Annotated in this window: 14 protein-coding genes; 1 reads left to right on the forward strand and 13 read right to left on the reverse strand. The window is 61.2% G+C overall.

Going from position 1 to position 16,478, the window contains the following annotated elements; genetic code table 11:
- Nucleotides 1–5: 5 nt before the first annotated feature.
- The 5 genes from rlmC to ACFP6B_RS03125 form a co-directional block, all read right to left on the reverse strand.
- Nucleotides 6–1,142 carry a 23S rRNA (uracil(747)-C(5))-methyltransferase RlmC gene (rlmC, locus tag ACFP6B_RS03105; protein ID WP_377126691.1) on the reverse strand — a complete coding sequence of 379 codons (1,137 nt, stop codon included), beginning with the start codon at nt 1,140–1,142 and terminating at the stop codon, nt 6–8.
- Nucleotides 1,143–1,259: 117 nt separating this feature from the next.
- Nucleotides 1,260–1,412 carry a hypothetical protein gene (locus ACFP6B_RS03110; protein WP_237205995.1) on the reverse strand — a complete coding sequence of 51 codons (153 nt, stop codon included), beginning with the start codon at nt 1,410–1,412 and terminating at the stop codon, nt 1,260–1,262.
- A gap of 241 nt (nt 1,413–1,653) precedes the next feature.
- A complete protein-coding gene (gene groL / locus ACFP6B_RS03115; protein ID WP_135013265.1) occupies nt 1,654–3,279 on the reverse strand; it encodes a chaperonin GroEL in 1,626 nt (541 codons plus the stop codon).
- Nucleotides 3,280–3,608: 329 nt separating this feature from the next.
- Complete coding sequence (locus ACFP6B_RS03120) at nt 3,609–4,361, reverse strand: LytR C-terminal domain-containing protein (RefSeq protein WP_377126695.1); 753 nt, start codon at nt 4,359–4,361, stop codon at nt 3,609–3,611.
- A gap of 142 nt (nt 4,362–4,503) precedes the next feature.
- On the reverse strand, nt 4,504–4,746 hold the full coding sequence (locus ACFP6B_RS03125) for a DUF3263 domain-containing protein (protein WP_377126698.1): 243 nt from the start codon (nt 4,744–4,746) through the stop codon (nt 4,504–4,506).
- Nucleotides 4,747–4,809: 63 nt separating this feature from the next.
- On the opposite strand from ACFP6B_RS03125, the gene ACFP6B_RS03130 reads away from it, so the two are divergent.
- Nucleotides 4,810–5,490 carry a uracil-DNA glycosylase gene (locus tag ACFP6B_RS03130; protein ID WP_377126701.1) on the forward strand — a complete coding sequence of 227 codons (681 nt, stop codon included), beginning with the start codon at nt 4,810–4,812 and terminating at the stop codon, nt 5,488–5,490.
- Between the two features lie 29 nt (nt 5,491–5,519).
- On the opposite strand, the gene ACFP6B_RS03135 is transcribed toward ACFP6B_RS03130, so the two are convergent.
- From ACFP6B_RS03135 to ACFP6B_RS03170, 8 genes are all read right to left on the reverse strand, one after another.
- Complete coding sequence (locus ACFP6B_RS03135) at nt 5,520–6,998, reverse strand: threonine/serine exporter family protein (RefSeq protein ID WP_377126704.1); 1,479 nt, start codon at nt 6,996–6,998, stop codon at nt 5,520–5,522.
- Nucleotides 6,988–9,114: a threonine/serine exporter family protein gene (locus ACFP6B_RS03140; RefSeq protein WP_377126707.1), complete on the reverse strand. Its 2,127-nt coding sequence runs from the start codon at nt 9,112–9,114 to the stop codon at nt 6,988–6,990. The genes ACFP6B_RS03135 and ACFP6B_RS03140 overlap by 11 nt, the downstream gene beginning before the upstream one ends.
- An 81-nt stretch (nt 9,115–9,195) precedes the next feature.
- Nucleotides 9,196–10,296, reverse strand: coding sequence for a lipid II:glycine glycyltransferase FemX (locus ACFP6B_RS03145; RefSeq protein ID WP_377126710.1), 1,101 nt, complete (start codon nt 10,294–10,296; stop codon nt 9,196–9,198).
- 209 nt (nt 10,297–10,505) lie between these two features.
- The gene (locus ACFP6B_RS03150) at nt 10,506–10,784 is read right to left on the reverse strand and encodes an HPr family phosphocarrier protein (RefSeq protein WP_135013272.1); all 279 of its coding nucleotides are present in this window, start codon (nt 10,782–10,784) and stop codon (nt 10,506–10,508) included.
- Between the two features lie 123 nt (nt 10,785–10,907).
- Nucleotides 10,908–12,605 (reverse strand): phosphoenolpyruvate--protein phosphotransferase, encoded by a 1,698-nt coding sequence (gene ptsP, locus ACFP6B_RS03155; protein WP_377126713.1) that lies wholly within the window; start codon nt 12,603–12,605, stop codon nt 10,908–10,910.
- 30 nt (nt 12,606–12,635) lie between these two features.
- On the reverse strand, nt 12,636–14,639 hold the full coding sequence (locus ACFP6B_RS03160; RefSeq protein WP_377126716.1) for a PTS fructose transporter subunit IIABC: 2,004 nt from the start codon (nt 14,637–14,639) through the stop codon (nt 12,636–12,638).
- A 55-nt stretch (nt 14,640–14,694) separates the two neighbouring features.
- Nucleotides 14,695–15,657, reverse strand: coding sequence for a 1-phosphofructokinase family hexose kinase (locus ACFP6B_RS03165; protein WP_377126719.1), 963 nt, complete (start codon nt 15,655–15,657; stop codon nt 14,695–14,697).
- Nucleotides 15,654–16,445 (reverse strand): DeoR/GlpR family DNA-binding transcription regulator, encoded by a 792-nt coding sequence (locus tag ACFP6B_RS03170; protein ID WP_185174084.1) that lies wholly within the window; start codon nt 16,443–16,445, stop codon nt 15,654–15,656. The genes ACFP6B_RS03165 and ACFP6B_RS03170 overlap by 4 nt, the downstream gene beginning before the upstream one ends.
- Between the last annotated feature and the right edge of the window lie 33 nt (nt 16,446–16,478).

A 16,478-nucleotide genomic window follows, 5' to 3' on the forward strand; every position in this document is an offset into this window, starting at 1 on the left:
GTAGGTTAGCGGCGGCGCTTAAGCAGCATAATCGTCTCGTAGTGGCTACTGTGCGGGAACATATCCATTACCTGCCCCTGCACGGGCTCCATCGACGGCATGCTTTTGAGATCTTTGACGAGAGAGCGCAGGTTGCAGCTCGAATAGATCACCTGGTCGATACCGCTGCCCTCGATCCAGTGAGAAAGCTGCGGCCCCAGCCCCCGGCGGGGCGGGTTCACAATCAGCATCTCGGGTACCTGGCCACTGCTGGTGGCGTAGTCGGGCGCATCCTGGGCAATGAAGTGTAAACCCGCAAGTCCCCGTTCAGCGACGGTGCGCTGGGCAGAGGCAATAGCTTCGCTACTAATTTCAATACCGGTCACGGTAGCCCCCGTCGGCATGACCGCTGCAGCGTGCAGGGCGAAGCCTCCTACCCCACAGTAGAGGTCCCAGAGGCTGGCCGGTGCTGCTTCGCTGACCCATGCCTGGGCCTGACGGTATAGGGCAGCTGCGATGGGGGTGTTGGTCTGGAAGAAGCTCTGGGGGCGCAGGTGCAGGGTCATATCGTTGACCTGCATGGGCAGGGTAGTGCGCTCGGTCAGAATAATTTCTTCGCTCCCCTCAACCAGGGCAACGTGTTCGCGCAGCAGGTTGACACTCACCACCGCAAGCTGAGGTAACTGTTCGTGGAGCCAGGGCAGTTCCCGTTTGAGCGCAACAATGAGCTTTTTGGAACGCAGAACGAAGCGGACCATCAGTTCGCCGCTATCTGAAGCGGTCACCAGAATGTTTTTCAGTTCCCCCTTGCGTTTCTGAACGCTGTAGGGGGTAAGGTCAGCCCGCTGGATTAGGTCAGCAAGGACGGGTATGGCTCGGCTAATTGCGGGCAGGTAAAGCTGGCAGTCGGAGAGGTCAATGCCCTGCCCCTGCCTGTCGAGAATACCGAGGGTGGGCTGCTGGGAGGTTCCTCCTACAACCAGCTTGGCCTTGTTGCGGAAGGCTTCGTCAGCGCTTGCTACGGGTGGGAGCCAGCTGAGGCTCGCCCAAGGTTCGAGCAAGGTCTGGGCGTCATGCTGTTTACCCGCTAACTGGTCGGTGTAGGGGGTTTCAAGCAGGGAACATGAGCGGCAGAGGCCGGCATCGAAGTAGTGGCAACGCATAGCTTCACTATTTTACAGCCCCCGCCACCGGTCGTATAGGTGGAGCTTTCGGCATAGAGAAACCGGCGCCTCGTTGCCGAGACGCCGGTTCCAGGAAAACACAATCACTATTAACTCTTAGCCACCTGCACCAAATGCAAGATCGCGATGGAGAGCCTCAGCGCTCTTCTTCTCGAGCTTGGTCCAACCGTCGGATGCGTAGGCAACAAGCAACATTGCCAGGAGCCCCACGATGATTGCGTAGAGAACAAGATCGACAATGGTAACCATATGCCTCACACCTTTCAGTTTCGCCTTTGATACTGATGAGTAAAAGTAAGAGAAGACCTCTTTAGTGATTTAAAGCATACCCATAGATAGATGTGAAGTGCAATACTATTATCTAAAATTTTTAGTCATATTTTCAGAGGGGTATAAAAAAGCTCCGCCGCTCCTTGCCAGGGGCAAGAAACGGCGGAGCTTACAGCACATGAGAAACCGGACGTGAACCGGTGCTCTCAGGCGGGCGTGATTACATCATGCCGCCCATGCCACCCATGTCGGGGGCAGCAGCTGCTGCTGCGGGTTCGGGCTTGTCGGCAACGACGGCCTCGGTGGTCAGGAAGAGACCGGCGATGGAGGCAGCGTTCTGCAGGGCAGAGCGGGTTACCTTCACGGGGTCGTTGATGCCTGCTGCCATGAGGTCTTCGTACTCACCGGTTGCAGCGTTCAGGCCGGTACCTGCGGGCAGGTTACGGACCTTGTCGACAACGACGCCGGGCTCCAGGCCTGCGTTGAAGGCGATCTGCTTGAGGGGAGCATCGATAGCGACGCGGACGATGTTGGCGCCGGTTGCTTCGTCGCCGGAAAGTTCCAGCTTCTCGAAGGCCTTAACGCCGGCCTGAATCAGGGCTACGCCGCCGCCGGGGACGATGCCCTCTTCAACGGCTGCCTTAGCGTTGCGGACGGCGTCCTCGATGCGGTGCTTGCGTTCCTTGAGTTCGACCTCGGTGGCGGCACCGGCCTTGAGAACTGCAACGCCGCCAGCCAGCTTGGCCAGGCGCTCCTGCAGCTTCTCGCGGTCGTAGTCGGAGTCGGAGTTAGCGATTTCGCCACGGATCTGGGCTACGCGACCCTCGATAGCGTCGGCATCGCCGGCGCCCTCAATGATGGTGGTCTCGTCCTTGGTAACAACAACCTTGCGGGCCTGGCCCAGCAGGTCGATGGTTGCGGTGTCGAGGGAGAGGCCGACCTCTTCGGTGATGACCTGGCCGCCGGTGAGAATAGCGATGTCAGCCAGCTGGGCCTTTCGGCGGTCGCCGAAGCCGGGAGCCTTAACAGCTACAGACTTGATGGAACCACGCATCTTGTTGAGGACCAGCAGGGCCAGGGCTTCGCCCTCGACGTCCTCAGCGACGATCAGCAGGGGCTTGCCGGACTGCATGACCTTTTCGAGGACGGGGACGAGGTCCTTGACGTTAGAAATCTTGGAGCTAACGATCAGGATGTAGGGGTCTTCAAGAACAGCTTCCTGGCGGTCTGCGTCGGTGACGAAGTAGCCGGAGAGGAAGCCCTTGTCGAAGCGCATACCCTCGGTCAGTTCCAGGGTCAGGCCGAAGGTGTTGGACTCTTCGACGGTGATGACGCCTTCCTTGCCGACCTTTTCCATGGCCTGGGCAATGAGCTTACCGATTTCGGGGTCGCCGGCTGAGATAGATGCGGTTGCAGCGATCTCTTCTTCGGTTTCAACTTCCTTAGCTGACTCCAGCAGTTCGGCGGTGACGGCTTCTACAGCCTTTTCGATGCCGCGCTTGAGGGAGAGGGGGTCGGCACCAGCGGCGACGTTGCGCAGGCCTTCGCGGACGAGAGCCTGAGCCAGGACGGTTGCAGTGGTGGTACCGTCACCGGCGATATCGTCGGTCTTCTTGGCGACTTCCTTGACCAGCTCTGCGCCGATCTTTTCGTAGGGGTCTTCGAGTTCGATTTCCTTGGCGATGGAAACACCGTCGTTGGTGATGGTGGGTGCGCCCCAGGCCTTCTCCAGTACAACGTTGCGACCGCGGGGGCCGAGGGTTACCTTCACTGCGTCTGCCAGGGTGTTTAGACCCTTTTCAAGACCGCGGCGTGCCTCTTCATCAAAAGCAATCAGCTTTGCCATATGGCTTTCGCTCCTTCTGGAACATTCGGGGTGAGCGCGATTCTTCGGTGCCCGCGACGGACGGCGCAGCCCGGCTTGTACTGCCATGGGGCAGGTGGGTGCGCCTCACCAGAGCATCGCTTCAGGTGTCTTACTCAAGAGCGGTTCGGCGGCTAAACCTAGCACATGATTTAGCAGTCGAAGCCTCTGAGTGCTAATACCAATCTTGGCACTTGAGCCCTAGGGGCGCAAACCTATTGCTCTTTCAGTTCCCCCTTAATCGCCCACAGCGCACAAGCCCTACCTGGCAGACGGCGGGGCGGGCGTCCACTGGCCGCTAGCTCCTACCGCTAACCTAGCTGGTAGGTGCCGGTGACAGGGTCATAGATATAGCTGCCGGCTGGGTCCAGGTAGAAGGTGCCGGTGGCAGGGTCGTAGCTGTAGCGCTCAACGTCGGCGGGTGTAGCAGAGCTAGTAGCCCCTGCTGTGCCCCCTACCTCAGTGCTACCGCTGGCGGCCTCTTCGTCCGTGGCTGAGGGCGATGACGCAGTCCCGGGAAGGCTGGCAGGGTCAAAGTCAGCTCCGAGCACCACATAGATAAGGCCGGTTTCTGCCTCATAGTCCTGGGCGATGGTAGGCAACCCCAGAGTATCAGCTACCTCGTTGGCTTCTGAGGACGCCCCGGTAGCGAAGTAGACCATAGATTCAGTAGCATAGGCCCCCGCCCAGTTAGCGGTAGCGCTTACGGTGTAGCCGGCTTCTTCCAGGGCGGCGCTTGCCTGGGCGGCTGCACCTGACGGGGCGCTGGAGTTATAGACCTCAACCGTCACACTAGAGGGGTTGGTGGTGGGAGTAGGCTCAGCACTGGAGCTTGCCGAAGCGGTGGCCGTAGCGCTACTTGCATCAGCAGCTTCAGGAGCATCGGTACGCGGAGAAATCACGTACATAGTGCCACCCACAATCAGGGCCAGGATGCCGCTGATAATGATGGCCATTAGACCGGCGCGGGAGGTCGCAGTATCGACTACGGCACCGCGATAGGCGCCGCGGCGGGCCTTGTTCTCGTCGATATCGTCGAACTCATCGCGGGGGTAGCTGTTCACAGACGTCCTCATTATCGTGCGCGGTGGCGGGTTTTTAGTTACTAGGGTACACGCTAGGTAGTGGTGAAGCGGGCTCACGCTCGTTGCCGCCCCTCTCGCCGGTTCGCTAGCTGGCTCTCAAGCTCGTCAGCTAGACTGCGGGCTAGGTTAGGGCGTCGCGTTTGAGTCGCAGGCGCCGGGTAAGGGCAGGCTCGGCGGCGATAGCCTTGGGGTTATCGATCAGCGTGTTGAGTTGCTGGTAGTAGGCCACCGGGGTGAGCCCGAGGGTGCTGCTGATAGCCGGCTCCTTACTGCCCTGGTATTTGAACCGTTTCTTTTCAAGGGCAAGGATGCTGAGCTCCAGCTCTGTGAGGCTCTCTGGAGACTGGGGGCTTTGACTGCTCATATGACCTCTTTCGGTGGTCTAGTCTTAGTAGGGAGAATACCGCACCGACACCCAAGGAGTACCGTGCCTGCCCGCCCCCTGCATGAGATTATGGCCCCTGACTGGGCTCAAGCCCTAGCCCCGGTGGAGCCTCAGATTCGCGCTATGGGAAATTTCCTGCGAGCAGAACATGAGGCTGGGCGGGCAACGCTCCCCCCGGGTGCTGACATTTTCAGGGCTTTCACCTACCCTATGAGCGAGGTGAAAGTCCTGGTCATTGGCCAGGACCCCTACCCCACTCCCGGGCATGCCATGGGCTTGAGCTTCTCGGTGCGCCCCGATGTGCGTCCGCTTCCTCGCTCCCTCCAAAATATCTACAAGGAGCTCCAGGCTGATACCGGCCTTGTTCCACCTGCCCACGGAGACCTCACCGCCTGGAGCGCCCAGGGGGTCATGCTCATGAACCGGGTGCTATCGGTCGGCGCGGGCCAAGCTGGCTCCCACCGTAACCTGGGGTGGGAGCAGGTCACGACTGCCGCTATCGAAGCGCTGGCGCAGAGGGGCAAGCCCCTGGTGGGGTTACTCTGGGGTGCGGACGCCCGCAAGTGCAGGCCCCTGCTTGGCGGCTATCCCTGTGTTGAGTCGCCTCACCCGTCACCGCTGTCAGCATCACGTGGCTTCTTTGGTTCCCGTCCCTTTAGCCAAGTCAATGGGCTTCTGGTAGAGCAAGGGGCGCAACCTGTGGACTGGGCATTACCCCACTAAAGATATAGCTAAAAGAGCATATAGCTTTGTCAGACCTGCTGATGGGAGTTCCCCAACCGTAATCGCCGAGTTATCTCATCCCACACATAGGTACCGCACACAATGCCCGTGGCCATCAGCAGAACCGTCACCCCGGCGGCGGTGAGGCCCTGGCCCCCGGCAAAGACGTCCTCCCCTCCCAAAACCAGGTAGGAGGAGCGGAAAATAGTGAGACCCGGCAGCATAAACATCATGCCCGGCACATAGTAAATAGAGGCCGGGCTATGCAAAAGATAACCCAAGAAGGCCGAACTCAAGCCCACCAAGGTTGCCCCGGCGAGTATCTGCAGACGTCCGCCCTCTAAGCCCGTTATAGCACCCAGCCCGTAGTAGCCTGCCTGCCCCAGCAAAGACACCAGCAGGGTCAGCCAGATAGTCTGGGCAGAGCCCTGCCAGGCAGCTGCCGACATGGCACTTCCCACCGCCATACCGGCTATAGAAACCCACAGGGGCGGCGGGCTAAAAACTGACTGCTGCACGTCCAGGCTAGTGGCATCGAAATAGTTCATGACCGTCACGGCCACCGCGATTCCCGCGATAATCCCGGTGAAATTAGCCCCTGTAATGACAAACTTACCGGCCGCGGTGAGGGGGAAACCGTGCAGGGCGTCCTGAACCGCTGATACCAGGCGGAAGGTGGGGAGTAGCATCATCAACCCTGCCGCCACGATATGCGGGGCAGATACGTAAAAGCCCCTGGCATAAAACCAACCCTCGGGGTCAGAGACCAAGAGGGCCAGCACCGTAATCGTTGCAGCGCCCAGGGCCATCATGAAGTAGCTAGGCAGGCGCAAACGCCCCGCCCACACCAGCACAAAGTTCACCACGGTAAACACCGCCAGAGAAGTCACAGCGGCTCGCCAGGAGCCTCCCACGCCCAGAGTAAAAGCCCCTGCCATCAACAGGTTCCAGGCCAGCAAAACAGCCGGTGAATAGGGCTTCTTCTGCGCATTGACCTGAGCCAGACGGCGCTCGGCCCGGCCCCGGCTCACACTCCCCTGGGCAATATCGTGTACCAGGCGGTAGAGCTGGTGCAGGGCTAGGTAATTCTCAGAGGTTGACCGTACCACCCGCACCAGGGTCAACCCCAGCTTCTCAACACCCAATCCACCGGCTTCGGGCAGCTGCCCGCGCCCCGCTGCCTCATCAAATTCAGAGACATAGTTAATCACGATGGACTGGTAGGTGATATCAACCTCTACATCGTGAATACCGTACATAGCGCATACGGTCACAACGGCGGTATCTACGTCCGCAGCGTCAGCCCCGTAATGGAACATGGTCTCGGCCAGACGTAGGGCGAAAGCCAGAATCTCGTGGGTTTCTTCCTTCTGCCGAATCCGCTGCCGGTAGCGGGCTAAGGCCACCTGCGCCACCTGGCGCTGGGCCACACGGGCAAGTCCGCGAATAGGGACGGTCAGGGCTTGCTGGGGCTGGGCAAAAGAACGAAAGCCCCCGTTAGCGGTCACGCTTTTCTTTCTGCTCGCCGCCTTCAAGAGCGGGGCTCAGATAGCGCTGAATGATGTACTGCATGAGGTAGCTCCCCAGCACCACTCCAGAGGCCATGGAAAGAATAATGGCGATAGCCGCTACCATGCCGGGCACACCGGCATCGGAGTTAGCTTCGACCGTAAACAGGTAGAGGCCGCGGAAGACCGAGAGACCGGGGAGCAGGAAGGTCAGGGCAGGAACGTAGAAGATAGAGGCCGGGGCATGCAGGCGATAGGCCAGGAAGGTGCTCATCAGGCCGATTACTAGAGCGGCAAAAGCTGTATTGGCCCGCCCAGCGCCGGCACCAAACATAAGGGTGTAGCCCTGGTAGACCCAGAAGCCGCAGGTTGAAATCAGCAAGATCCACAGCAGGGTTCGCCAGCGGGCGTGGGTGGTCACCGCAAAGGCTAAAGAGGCCAGCATGAAGAAGGTGTAGCTGACGCCCAGCCCCGCCCCCACAAATCGGGTTTCGGTGATATCGAGTTCGCTCACGCCCAGTACCGACAGCACCGCTACCGCCGAGGCCAGCCCCACCACAATGCCCAGGAAGGACATGCCCGTTGACACGAACTTACCCGCCGCCGTGAGCGGGAAGCCGTTGAGGGCGTCCTGCACCGTCGAGACCAGCCGGGCGGTGGGCAGGAGCATGATGAGCCCGGCCGCCACAATGTGGGGAGCCGAAACGTGAAAGCCCACTTGAGAGAAGATAGATGCCTCATCCGATATATAAATAGCGGCGAAGGTAACCACACCGGCACCCGCTGCCATGTTAAAGAAGCCGGGCATCTTGAGCTTAGAAATCAGGCTGTTAACGAAGTGAATCGCCAGGAAGACGATACCGCCCACAGCGCCCGCCGCCAGAGACCCGCCCAGGGCCAGGACCAGGGAGAAAGCCGCCACTATGTTGGCCAGCATAATGACCATGGGTGAGTAGGGCTTTTTAGCGGTATTGATTTTGTGTAGGCGACGCTCGGCCCGGTGGCGGGGTAGGCCGCCAGCGGTGATGTCGTTAATGAGCTTGTAGATGTCGTCCAGGGCAGCGTAGTTCTCTGACCAGGAGCGCACCACGCGCATAACCGTGTGGCTAAAGCGTTCTTTACCGGGTGCTGAGTTTTCGGGTTCGCTCAGGTTAATAGCCCGGGTGCGGTCATCGACCTCGTCAATATCGGAGACGTAGTTGATAATCACCGACTGGTTGGTGATATCAATTTCAACATCGTCCAGCCCATAGGCTGCACACACGGCCACAATCGCCGAGTCCACATCGACGGTATCTGCCCCGTAGTGGAACATGGTCTCAGCCAGACGCAGGGAGAAGTTGAGGACCTCGCGGGCTTCTTCTTTCTCACGCACGTATTCGGCGCGGTGGGCGGCGGCGATATTGAAAGGACGCTGGGCCAGGCGGGCAATGCCTCGCATGGGTTTGGTGAGCGACTGGTCGGTGCTCACAAAAGACTTGAGGGAGGAGCGCACCCGCGAGGGGCGTTTAGCAGCAGGACGACGGGGCGACGCGGGCAGGGCAACGGTGTGGGGCCCAGCCGCTGAGGGGTAGGAGGCCTGTTGCAGGCCGGTAGCTTCGTTTACGGTGAGGGTGCCCGCTGTCGCCGGGCTAGGGTCGTTGTCGCTATCGGCTCGACCAAGACTCAGATCGGTGGCCGGGCCAAAGGCAGAGGGAACCTGATAGGTGGCGGGGGTTGCCAGATCAAAAGCGGACGCCCGCGATTCAGCTACCCCGGTAGCAGTAGGGTCTACGGTTTCAGCAGGAGTATCAAAGGCGCTCTCCCCCTGCCCCAGGTGGGCCAGGCGGTTACGCAGCTGAGGGTCGCGCACCTCATCAAGCGACACAACCGGCAGGGGTCCCCAGGCCTGCGCGGACGAGGGGGCGGGGACGTCCTGCCCACCGGCGTCCGCTCCCTGTGCAGGCTGCCCGGTACCCCCCTGCCCAGCCACCGGGCTATCCTCCGGTACCGCTCTCGGCAGGAGCGCAGTCTGCCCGAAAGCCCCGGCCCCGGTGCCCTCCTCGGCGGGAGCCATATCAAAGGCAGAGGCGGAAGGGTAAGCCTTTTGCTGCAAGGGTGACTTGCTGGGGGTCAAAGGGATTACTCCTTCCGCCTCTTACGGTGAAAGTTGTTCAGGCGCAGCACCCGCTGCACCCAAGGTTAACCGGGGTTCGATTTAGTAGAAAGGTTGACCGGTCTTACGTACCCAGAGCTGACGCATGACCTTCTCAACAGCCTGATTCCAGGCCTTGTATTTGACCGGTGAGAGCACCTGATCCCAGACGCCGACGTAGTCGATGACGTCCTTGGTGAAGGAGGTCTTGAAAAGGCCCAGACCGTAGTGATGGTGGTCCTTGTTCTTGAGCTCGCTCTTGGGCGGGGTGCCGCAGAAGTCGTAGCTCTTGATGTCGAATTCCTTCATCAGGTCGGTCAGGGCGGTCCACTGAACCTGGTGCGAGTCACCGTACTGCTTGCGGCGAGGCTTAGAGCCGCCGTCCTTGTAGGTGCCCTTCTCGCCGTAGCGGATCACGTAGGCGCCAACGGAGGGTTCGCCGTCCTCGTAGGTGAAGTAGAGGCGGCCCTGGCCAGCCTTTTCAAAGGTGGTCCAGAAATCGCGATAGTAGTCGTAGGAGCGCAGGTGCACATTGGCGTTGCCCTGACCCACGGTGTCCATGAGAGCGTACATCTTCTTCATGTTCTCTTCGGTCAACGGCACGCGCTCAACCTCGCAGCCCTCGCGCAGGGAGCGGCGTACGGCGTTGCGTCCGCGAGAGGAGAGAGACTTGAGGACATCTTCTTCGCTCTTGTCGGTATCGAGAATCGCGGTGGAGTCGTTGGGCTGGATGTTCCAGCTCTTGACCAGGCCGGTCTTAGCCATAAAGGCGTTGATGGAGTCGTCCGCGATGATGTCGGGTTCAATCTTGACCGCGAAGACGCCAAGCTTCTCGCGCTTGATGAAGTCCTTGTTGGCATCGAGAATCGCGGGAATCTCTTCAACGGAGTTCACCCCGGGGCCCTTGATCATGTACCAGATTTTGCCGAGGGCAGGTACTGACTTTTCGAGGACCAGGTTGTAGCTGGCGAAGGGAGCCTCTTCACCGTTGAGGACGGTGGTACCTTCGTAGACCAGGTAGAGGGGCTTCCAGCCGTGCTTGGCCTTGACGGAGGCGAAGGACGCTGACTGCAGCAGGTTGCCGCCACCGGGGCTGGCGATGACGTGCTCATCCCAGGAGGCGATTTCGGCGTCGGTAGCGAAGCGGGCTGTGAACTGTCGCAAGGTCCCTCTTTTTCTTTTCGGTGCGCAAGTGGGCGCGGGAAAGGTTTCAGCTTCCCAGTCTATCGAGACTGGGCGGGCTATGCACCCTGCGGGCGCCGTGAGTTTCGTCTGGTGTAGCTGGGCGTCTGCCCTACCGCCTCTAGCCCGGGTGCAGCGAAGCCCCCGCTTGCAGTAAGCGGGGGCTTCACATTCAAACCGTCAGGCTGAAATTACTCGGCGTCGTGGTCGGTCTCGAGGATCTTGACCAGGGTGTCGAGTGCTTCTTCAGCGCCTTCGCCCTCTGCGCGCAGAACGACCTTGTCGCCGTGCTTAGCGCCGAGTGACATCAGGGAGAGGATGGACGCTGCGTCCATTGCCTCGTCTGCGGGCTCGCCTTCAGCTGCGATGGTGACTTCAACGGGGAGGTCGCCTGCTGCTTCAGCGAAGATCGCTGCGGGGCGGGCGTGCAGGCCAACACGGCTTGCGATGGTGGCAATACGTTCTGCCATGGGGTTCTCCTTACAAAGGGGTACGGATTTGTTGTCCACTACTGAGTCTAAATCAGGGTGCGTATGTTTGGCGCGCGTTAACCGCTTATTTTGGTGTGATTTATTCAGGAGTGGGCTCTTAGCTTAGAGGCCGAGCTCGTCCAGGATCGGCAGGTGCTTACGCGCTGCTTCCTTGGCTTCTGCTGAGGAAATCTGGTCCAGGGCGTCGTTGGCGATCTGCTGGGCCTTTTCGGGGGTGACCGACTTGAGCACGGCAGAAACAGCGGCCATAGCACCGGCGTTCATGGAGAGGGTGTCTACACCCAGACCTACGAGGACGACGGCTAGTGCGGGGTCGGCTGCTGCTTCACCACAGACGGAGACATACTTCTTGACGCCGGCCTTGGCGGATGCTCGCTTGGCGCCTTCGACGGTCAGCTTGATCATCTTGAGTACGGCGGGCTGCCAGGGGTTGTTGAGGTGGGCCAGGTCGCCGAGCAGGCGGTCTGCTGCCATGGTGTACTGGGTGAGGTCGTTGGTGCCGATGGAGACGAAGTCGACTTCACCGAGGATCGCTTCAGCGTTGACGGCTGCTGCGGGGGTTTCGACCATGACGCCGCGGGTTGCCAGACCTACTTCATCAACCATTTCCTTGAAGCGGCGGGCTTCTGAGGTGGTTGAGATCATGGGGGCCATGACCCAGATGTCGGCGTCGGAGCCGTCGGCTGCTGCCTTGATGGCTTCGAGCTGGCGTTCGAGGACGCCGGGCACGGTCCAGTCGGTGCGGTAGCCGCGGACGCCGAGGGCGGGGTTCTCTTCTTCCTTGACGTTGAGGAAGGGCAGGGGCTTGTCGGCGCCTGCGTCGAGGGTGCGGACGACGATGTGCTGGCCGGGGAAGGCGTCGAAGACGGCCTTGTAGCTGGCAGTCTGGGTTTCTACTGAGGGTTCAGCGTCGTGGCCCAGGAAGCCGAATTCGGTGCGGAGCAGGCCCACGCCTTCGGCCTTGAGTCCTGCTGCCTTTTCTGCGCTCTTGCCGTCGCCGACGTTGGCGTAGAGGGGTACGAGGGTGCCGTCTGCCATGGCGCCGGTGCCGTCGAAGTCGGGCAGTTCCTTGCGGTTGGCGTACTTTTCGGCCAGGTCGCGGTGCTCGTCGGTGACCTCGGTGTTGACGGTGCCTTCGTTGGAGTCAATGTAGACTTCGGTGCCGTTTTCGATGTCGGTGACGCCCTTGGCTGCAACGATGGCGGGCAGGCCGAGGCCGCGAGCAAGAATCGCGGTGTGGGCCTGGGGGCCGCCGTCGGAGGTGATAAGGGCGATGACCTGCTTGGGGTCAAGGGTGGCGGTGTCTGCCGGTGCCAGGTCGATAGCTGCCAGGATGAAGGGCTCAGCAGAGACGGGGATGCCGGGGGCCTGCTGACCGGTCAGTTCGGCGACGATGCGGGCGCGGACGTCGTGAATGTCGGTGACACGCTCGGCCATGTAGCCACCCAGGGCTGCCATCTGGTCAGCGAAGGCTGATGCGGCTTCCCAGACTGCCAGTTCGGGGGCCTTGCCCTGCTTCTCGACAATCTTGATAGCGCTCTTGAGCAGGGCGCGGTCGGTTGCCATCTGGGAGGTGGACTTGAGCACGGCCTTGCCGTCGCGGCTAGCGTGCTCGGCGCGTTCCAGCAGGCCGTTCTTGACGGTCTCGGCAGCTGCCTTGATACGCTCGGCGGCCTGCTCGGGGGTTTCGTCGGCGGAGAGCTTCAGGGATGATGAGGGAGCCTTGATGGGCTCGGGCATCTGAAGGACTTTGCCGATAACGCGGCCGGCGTAGACGCCGACACCCTTGTAGGTAGTCATAGTGTTTTCCTTCTAAGAGGTTGAAGTGATTTAGGCAGTTGCCTCGACCTTACGGGCTGCAAGTGACTTGAGAACAATATACATGAGTGCACCCACTACGGTACCTGCGATAGCGGCCACAAGGAACATGAGGGGGTTCTCAACCAGGGCGATGATCCAGACACCACCGTGGGGAGCGGGTGAAGCGACGCCTGCGCCCATGGATATAGCACCGGCAACGGCTGCACCAACAACGGAGGACGGAATCACGCGCAGGGGGTCAGCGGTGGCGAAGGGGATGGCGCCTTCGGAAATGAAGGAGGCACCCAGCAGCCAGGCTGCCTTGCCGTTTTCGCGTTCGGGGGCGCTAAAGAGCTTGGGGCGGACGGCGGTGGCTAGGGCCATGGCCAGCGGGGGTACCATACCGGAGATGATGACGGCCGCCATGACCTGCTGGGAGGCCAGGGTGCCAGCTGAAAGACCGGCGGTGGCGAAGAGGTAGGCTGCCTTGTTGACGGGGCCGCCGAGGTCGAAACCCATCATGGCACCCAGGATGATGCCCAGCAGGATAGCTGAGGCACCGGTCATGGAGTTCAGCCAGTTCTCAAGGGAGGTGGTAACCCAAGCCAGGGGGCCACCGAGCAGGAAGAACATGAGGCCACCGGCGAAGAGGGTAGCAACCAGCGGGGTGATGACCACGGGCATCATGGATGCGAGCCAGCGGGGCAGCTTGAGCAGGGAGAGCCAGTAGGCGCAGAGACCTGCGAGCAGACCGGCGACGATACCGCCGAGGAAGCCACCGCCGACCATGACGGCAACAGAACCGGCGATGAAGCCGGGGGCGATGCCGGGGCGCTGGGCCAGGCCGTAGGCGATGTAGGCTGCCAGAATCGGAACCATGGCTCCCAGGCCGAAGGCACCGATGGTGTGCAGGGCAGCACCCAGGTAGAGGGAGAGGGGGGTGTCGCCCAGGTTGGTCAGGGAGGCACCGGAGAGGATGGCTTCGGTGTCAACGTCCCCCAGGTTGGGCATGGTGATGGCTTCGAGCATGAAGCCGATAGCCAGGATGATACCGCCCGCTGCCACGAAGGGAATCATGTAGGAGACGCCGGTCATCAGGGCCTTGTAGATGCGGGTACCCCAGGAGCCTCCCTCTTCTGCAGTTTCAGCGGAGTCGGCTGCACCTGCGGCAACGCGCTTGCCGTTGGGCTTCTCAGCTTCGGCAAGGGCTTCTTCAATCATTGCCTTGGGCTCGTCGATACCGCGCTTAACGGGGGCTTCAACGTAGGGCTTACCGGCGAAGCGTTCGCGGCCGCGAACAGGTAGGGCAACGGCGAAGACGACGGCGTCGGCTTCGTCGATTTCGGCCTGGGTGAGCTTGTCGCCACCGGATGATCCCTGGGGCTCAACCTTGAAGTCGTAGCCCAGCTCTTCGGCGGCGTACTTGAGGCCGTCGGCTGCCATGTAGGTGTGGGCGATACCGGTGGGGCAGTTGGTCACAGCCACAATCTTCTTGCGGCGGGCAGGTGCTACATCGGCAGCGCCAGCGGCTGCAACAGAGCCGGACGCGGCGTCCGCAGCGGATGCCTCAGCTGCCTTTTCGCGCAGGCCCAGGGCCTCTTCAACAAGAACGACGACCTCGTCGGCGGTCTTGGCTTCGCGCAGGGCTGCGGTGAAGGACTTCTTCATGAGGGAGCGAGCCATCTGAGAGAGGATCTTCAGGTGGGCTTCGTCGCCGTCTGCGGGAGCCGCGATGAAGAAGATGAGGTCGGCGGGGCCGTCCTTAGCGCCGAAGTCAACGGCGGGGTTGGGGCGGGCCATAGCCAGGGTGGGCTCGGTGACTGCTTCACTGCGGCAGTGGGGAATAGCGATACCGCCGGGAATACCGGTATCGGTCTTTTCCTCGCGGGCGCGCGCAGCGGCGTAGAGGGTCTCAAAGTCGGTGGCGCGGCCAGCACCTACGACGGCACCGGCTAGATGTTCGATGACATCGAAGCGGGACTCGCCGAGGTTCTCATCGAGGCTGATGAGATCCGCAGTGATAAGAGCAGACATGTGCTCCTCCTCGGATTGTGTTATTAGGGGGTTGAGAGTGTGGTTCGGTTGGGGTTTAGAGGGCCAGCTCGCGCAGGGTGACTGCTTCGGGCGTGGTTGATTCTAGGGTGGGCACCTGGGTACCGGGCAGGGAGGCTGCTGCTGAGCCGTGGGCTACGGCCTGCACCAGGCACTCGGGCAGGGTTTTGCCCTGCTCGTGGGCGATCAGGAAGCCGGCCAGGGAGCAGTCACCTGCGCCCACGGTGGAGCGCACCTTGACGGGGGCGTGGACGGCGTGCCAGGCACCTTCTGCGGTGACCAGCACGGCCCCTTCCCCACCCAGGGTGGCAAGAACCATTTCGACACCGCGGTCGACCAGTTCCTTAGCGGTAGCTGCGGTGAGTTCGGGGCTGGCTTCTAGCTCGTCCGCCATCTCGATCTTGCCCACCAGTTCAGCCAGTTCTTCGGAGTTGGGCTTGATGAGGTTGGGCATGCCATCCAGGCCAACCAGGGCGTCGCGCAGGGCTGCACCGGAGGTGTCAACGGCGATGCGGGGGGCCTTCTCGCCCAGGGACTCGCGGATAGAGCGGCCCACGACAGCATAGTAGTCGGAGGGGACGCCGGCGGGCAGGGAGCCTGCCAGCACCAGCCAGGATGCATCGATGGTTTCCTTAATCATCAGGCGGGTCAGCTGCTGCTGGGCTACATCGTTCAGGGGCTCACCGGGGGCGTTGATCTTGGTGGTGGTGCCGTCGGGCTCAACAACGGTGATGTTGGAGCGGATCGGAGCGCCGATGGGCATGTTGACGAAGGGCACCTCGGCCTCTTTGAGGCTGGCCAGTACGGGGTCTTCGTTGTCGCCGGGCAACACAGCTACAGTCTCAAAGCCGGAGATGTTGAGGGCACGGGCAATGTTCACGCCCTTGCCACCGGGGTCGGACGCCGCTGCGACGGCACGCTGAACGGCACCGCGCTTGATTTCGTGGTTGAGCTCCACGGTGCGGTCCATGCTGGGGTTGGCAGTTAGGGTAACGATCATGCGATAAGCACCTCTACGTTGGATTCTTCAAGCGCTGCGGCGAGTTCGCCCTCGGGCGCTTTATCGGTAATGAGAGTGTCGATGTCTTCAAGCCCGGCAAAACGTACCAGGGATTCCTGGCCGAACTTGGCGGAGTCGCACAGGAGCACCACGCGGCGGGCTGACTTGACGATGGCGGTCTTAACGATGGCTTCGTTCAGACCGGGAGTGGAGAGCCCAAACTCGGCATCCAGGCCGTTCACGCCGATAAAGGCGATGTCGGGACGGATGGTTTCGAAGTGGGCAGCGGCCCGGGTGCCAACGGCGGCCCAGGTCATTTTGCGGAGCTGGCCGCCTACCATATCGAGCACCACGCCGTCGGCCTCAGCCAGCTTCACGGCGATGTGAAGGGCATGGGTGATGATGAGGCGGTCGGCACCTGACTTGAGGGAGAAATCAGCGGCGGCGATACGGTCGGCGAGGATTTCGATGGTGGTACCGGCATCAAGAACTACCGCACCGGCGTCCGAATCGCGCAACAGCTCGTAGGCACGCAGGGCGATCTTCTGCTTTTCGGGGGTGTTCATGTTTTGACGTAGGGCGATAGACGACTCTACAGAGGTCGACTGCTCTACGGTTACGGCACCGCCGTGTACGCGGCGCAGCTTACCGTCAGCTTCGAGGGCTGCTAGGTCACGGCGGACGGTTTCCATCGTGACTTCGTAGCGTCTAGCCAGGTCTGCGCCGTTGACACGGCGTGCGGAAGCTACGAGCTTCGCTATTTCGGCACGTCGTTCTTCAGCGAACATGTGTTTATCACCTTATACAACTGGAAGGTGGGT

The organism is Rothia nasimurium (assembly GCF_042660305.1).
Classification (GTDB): Bacteria; Actinomycetota; Actinomycetes; order Actinomycetales; family Micrococcaceae; genus Rothia; species Rothia nasimurium.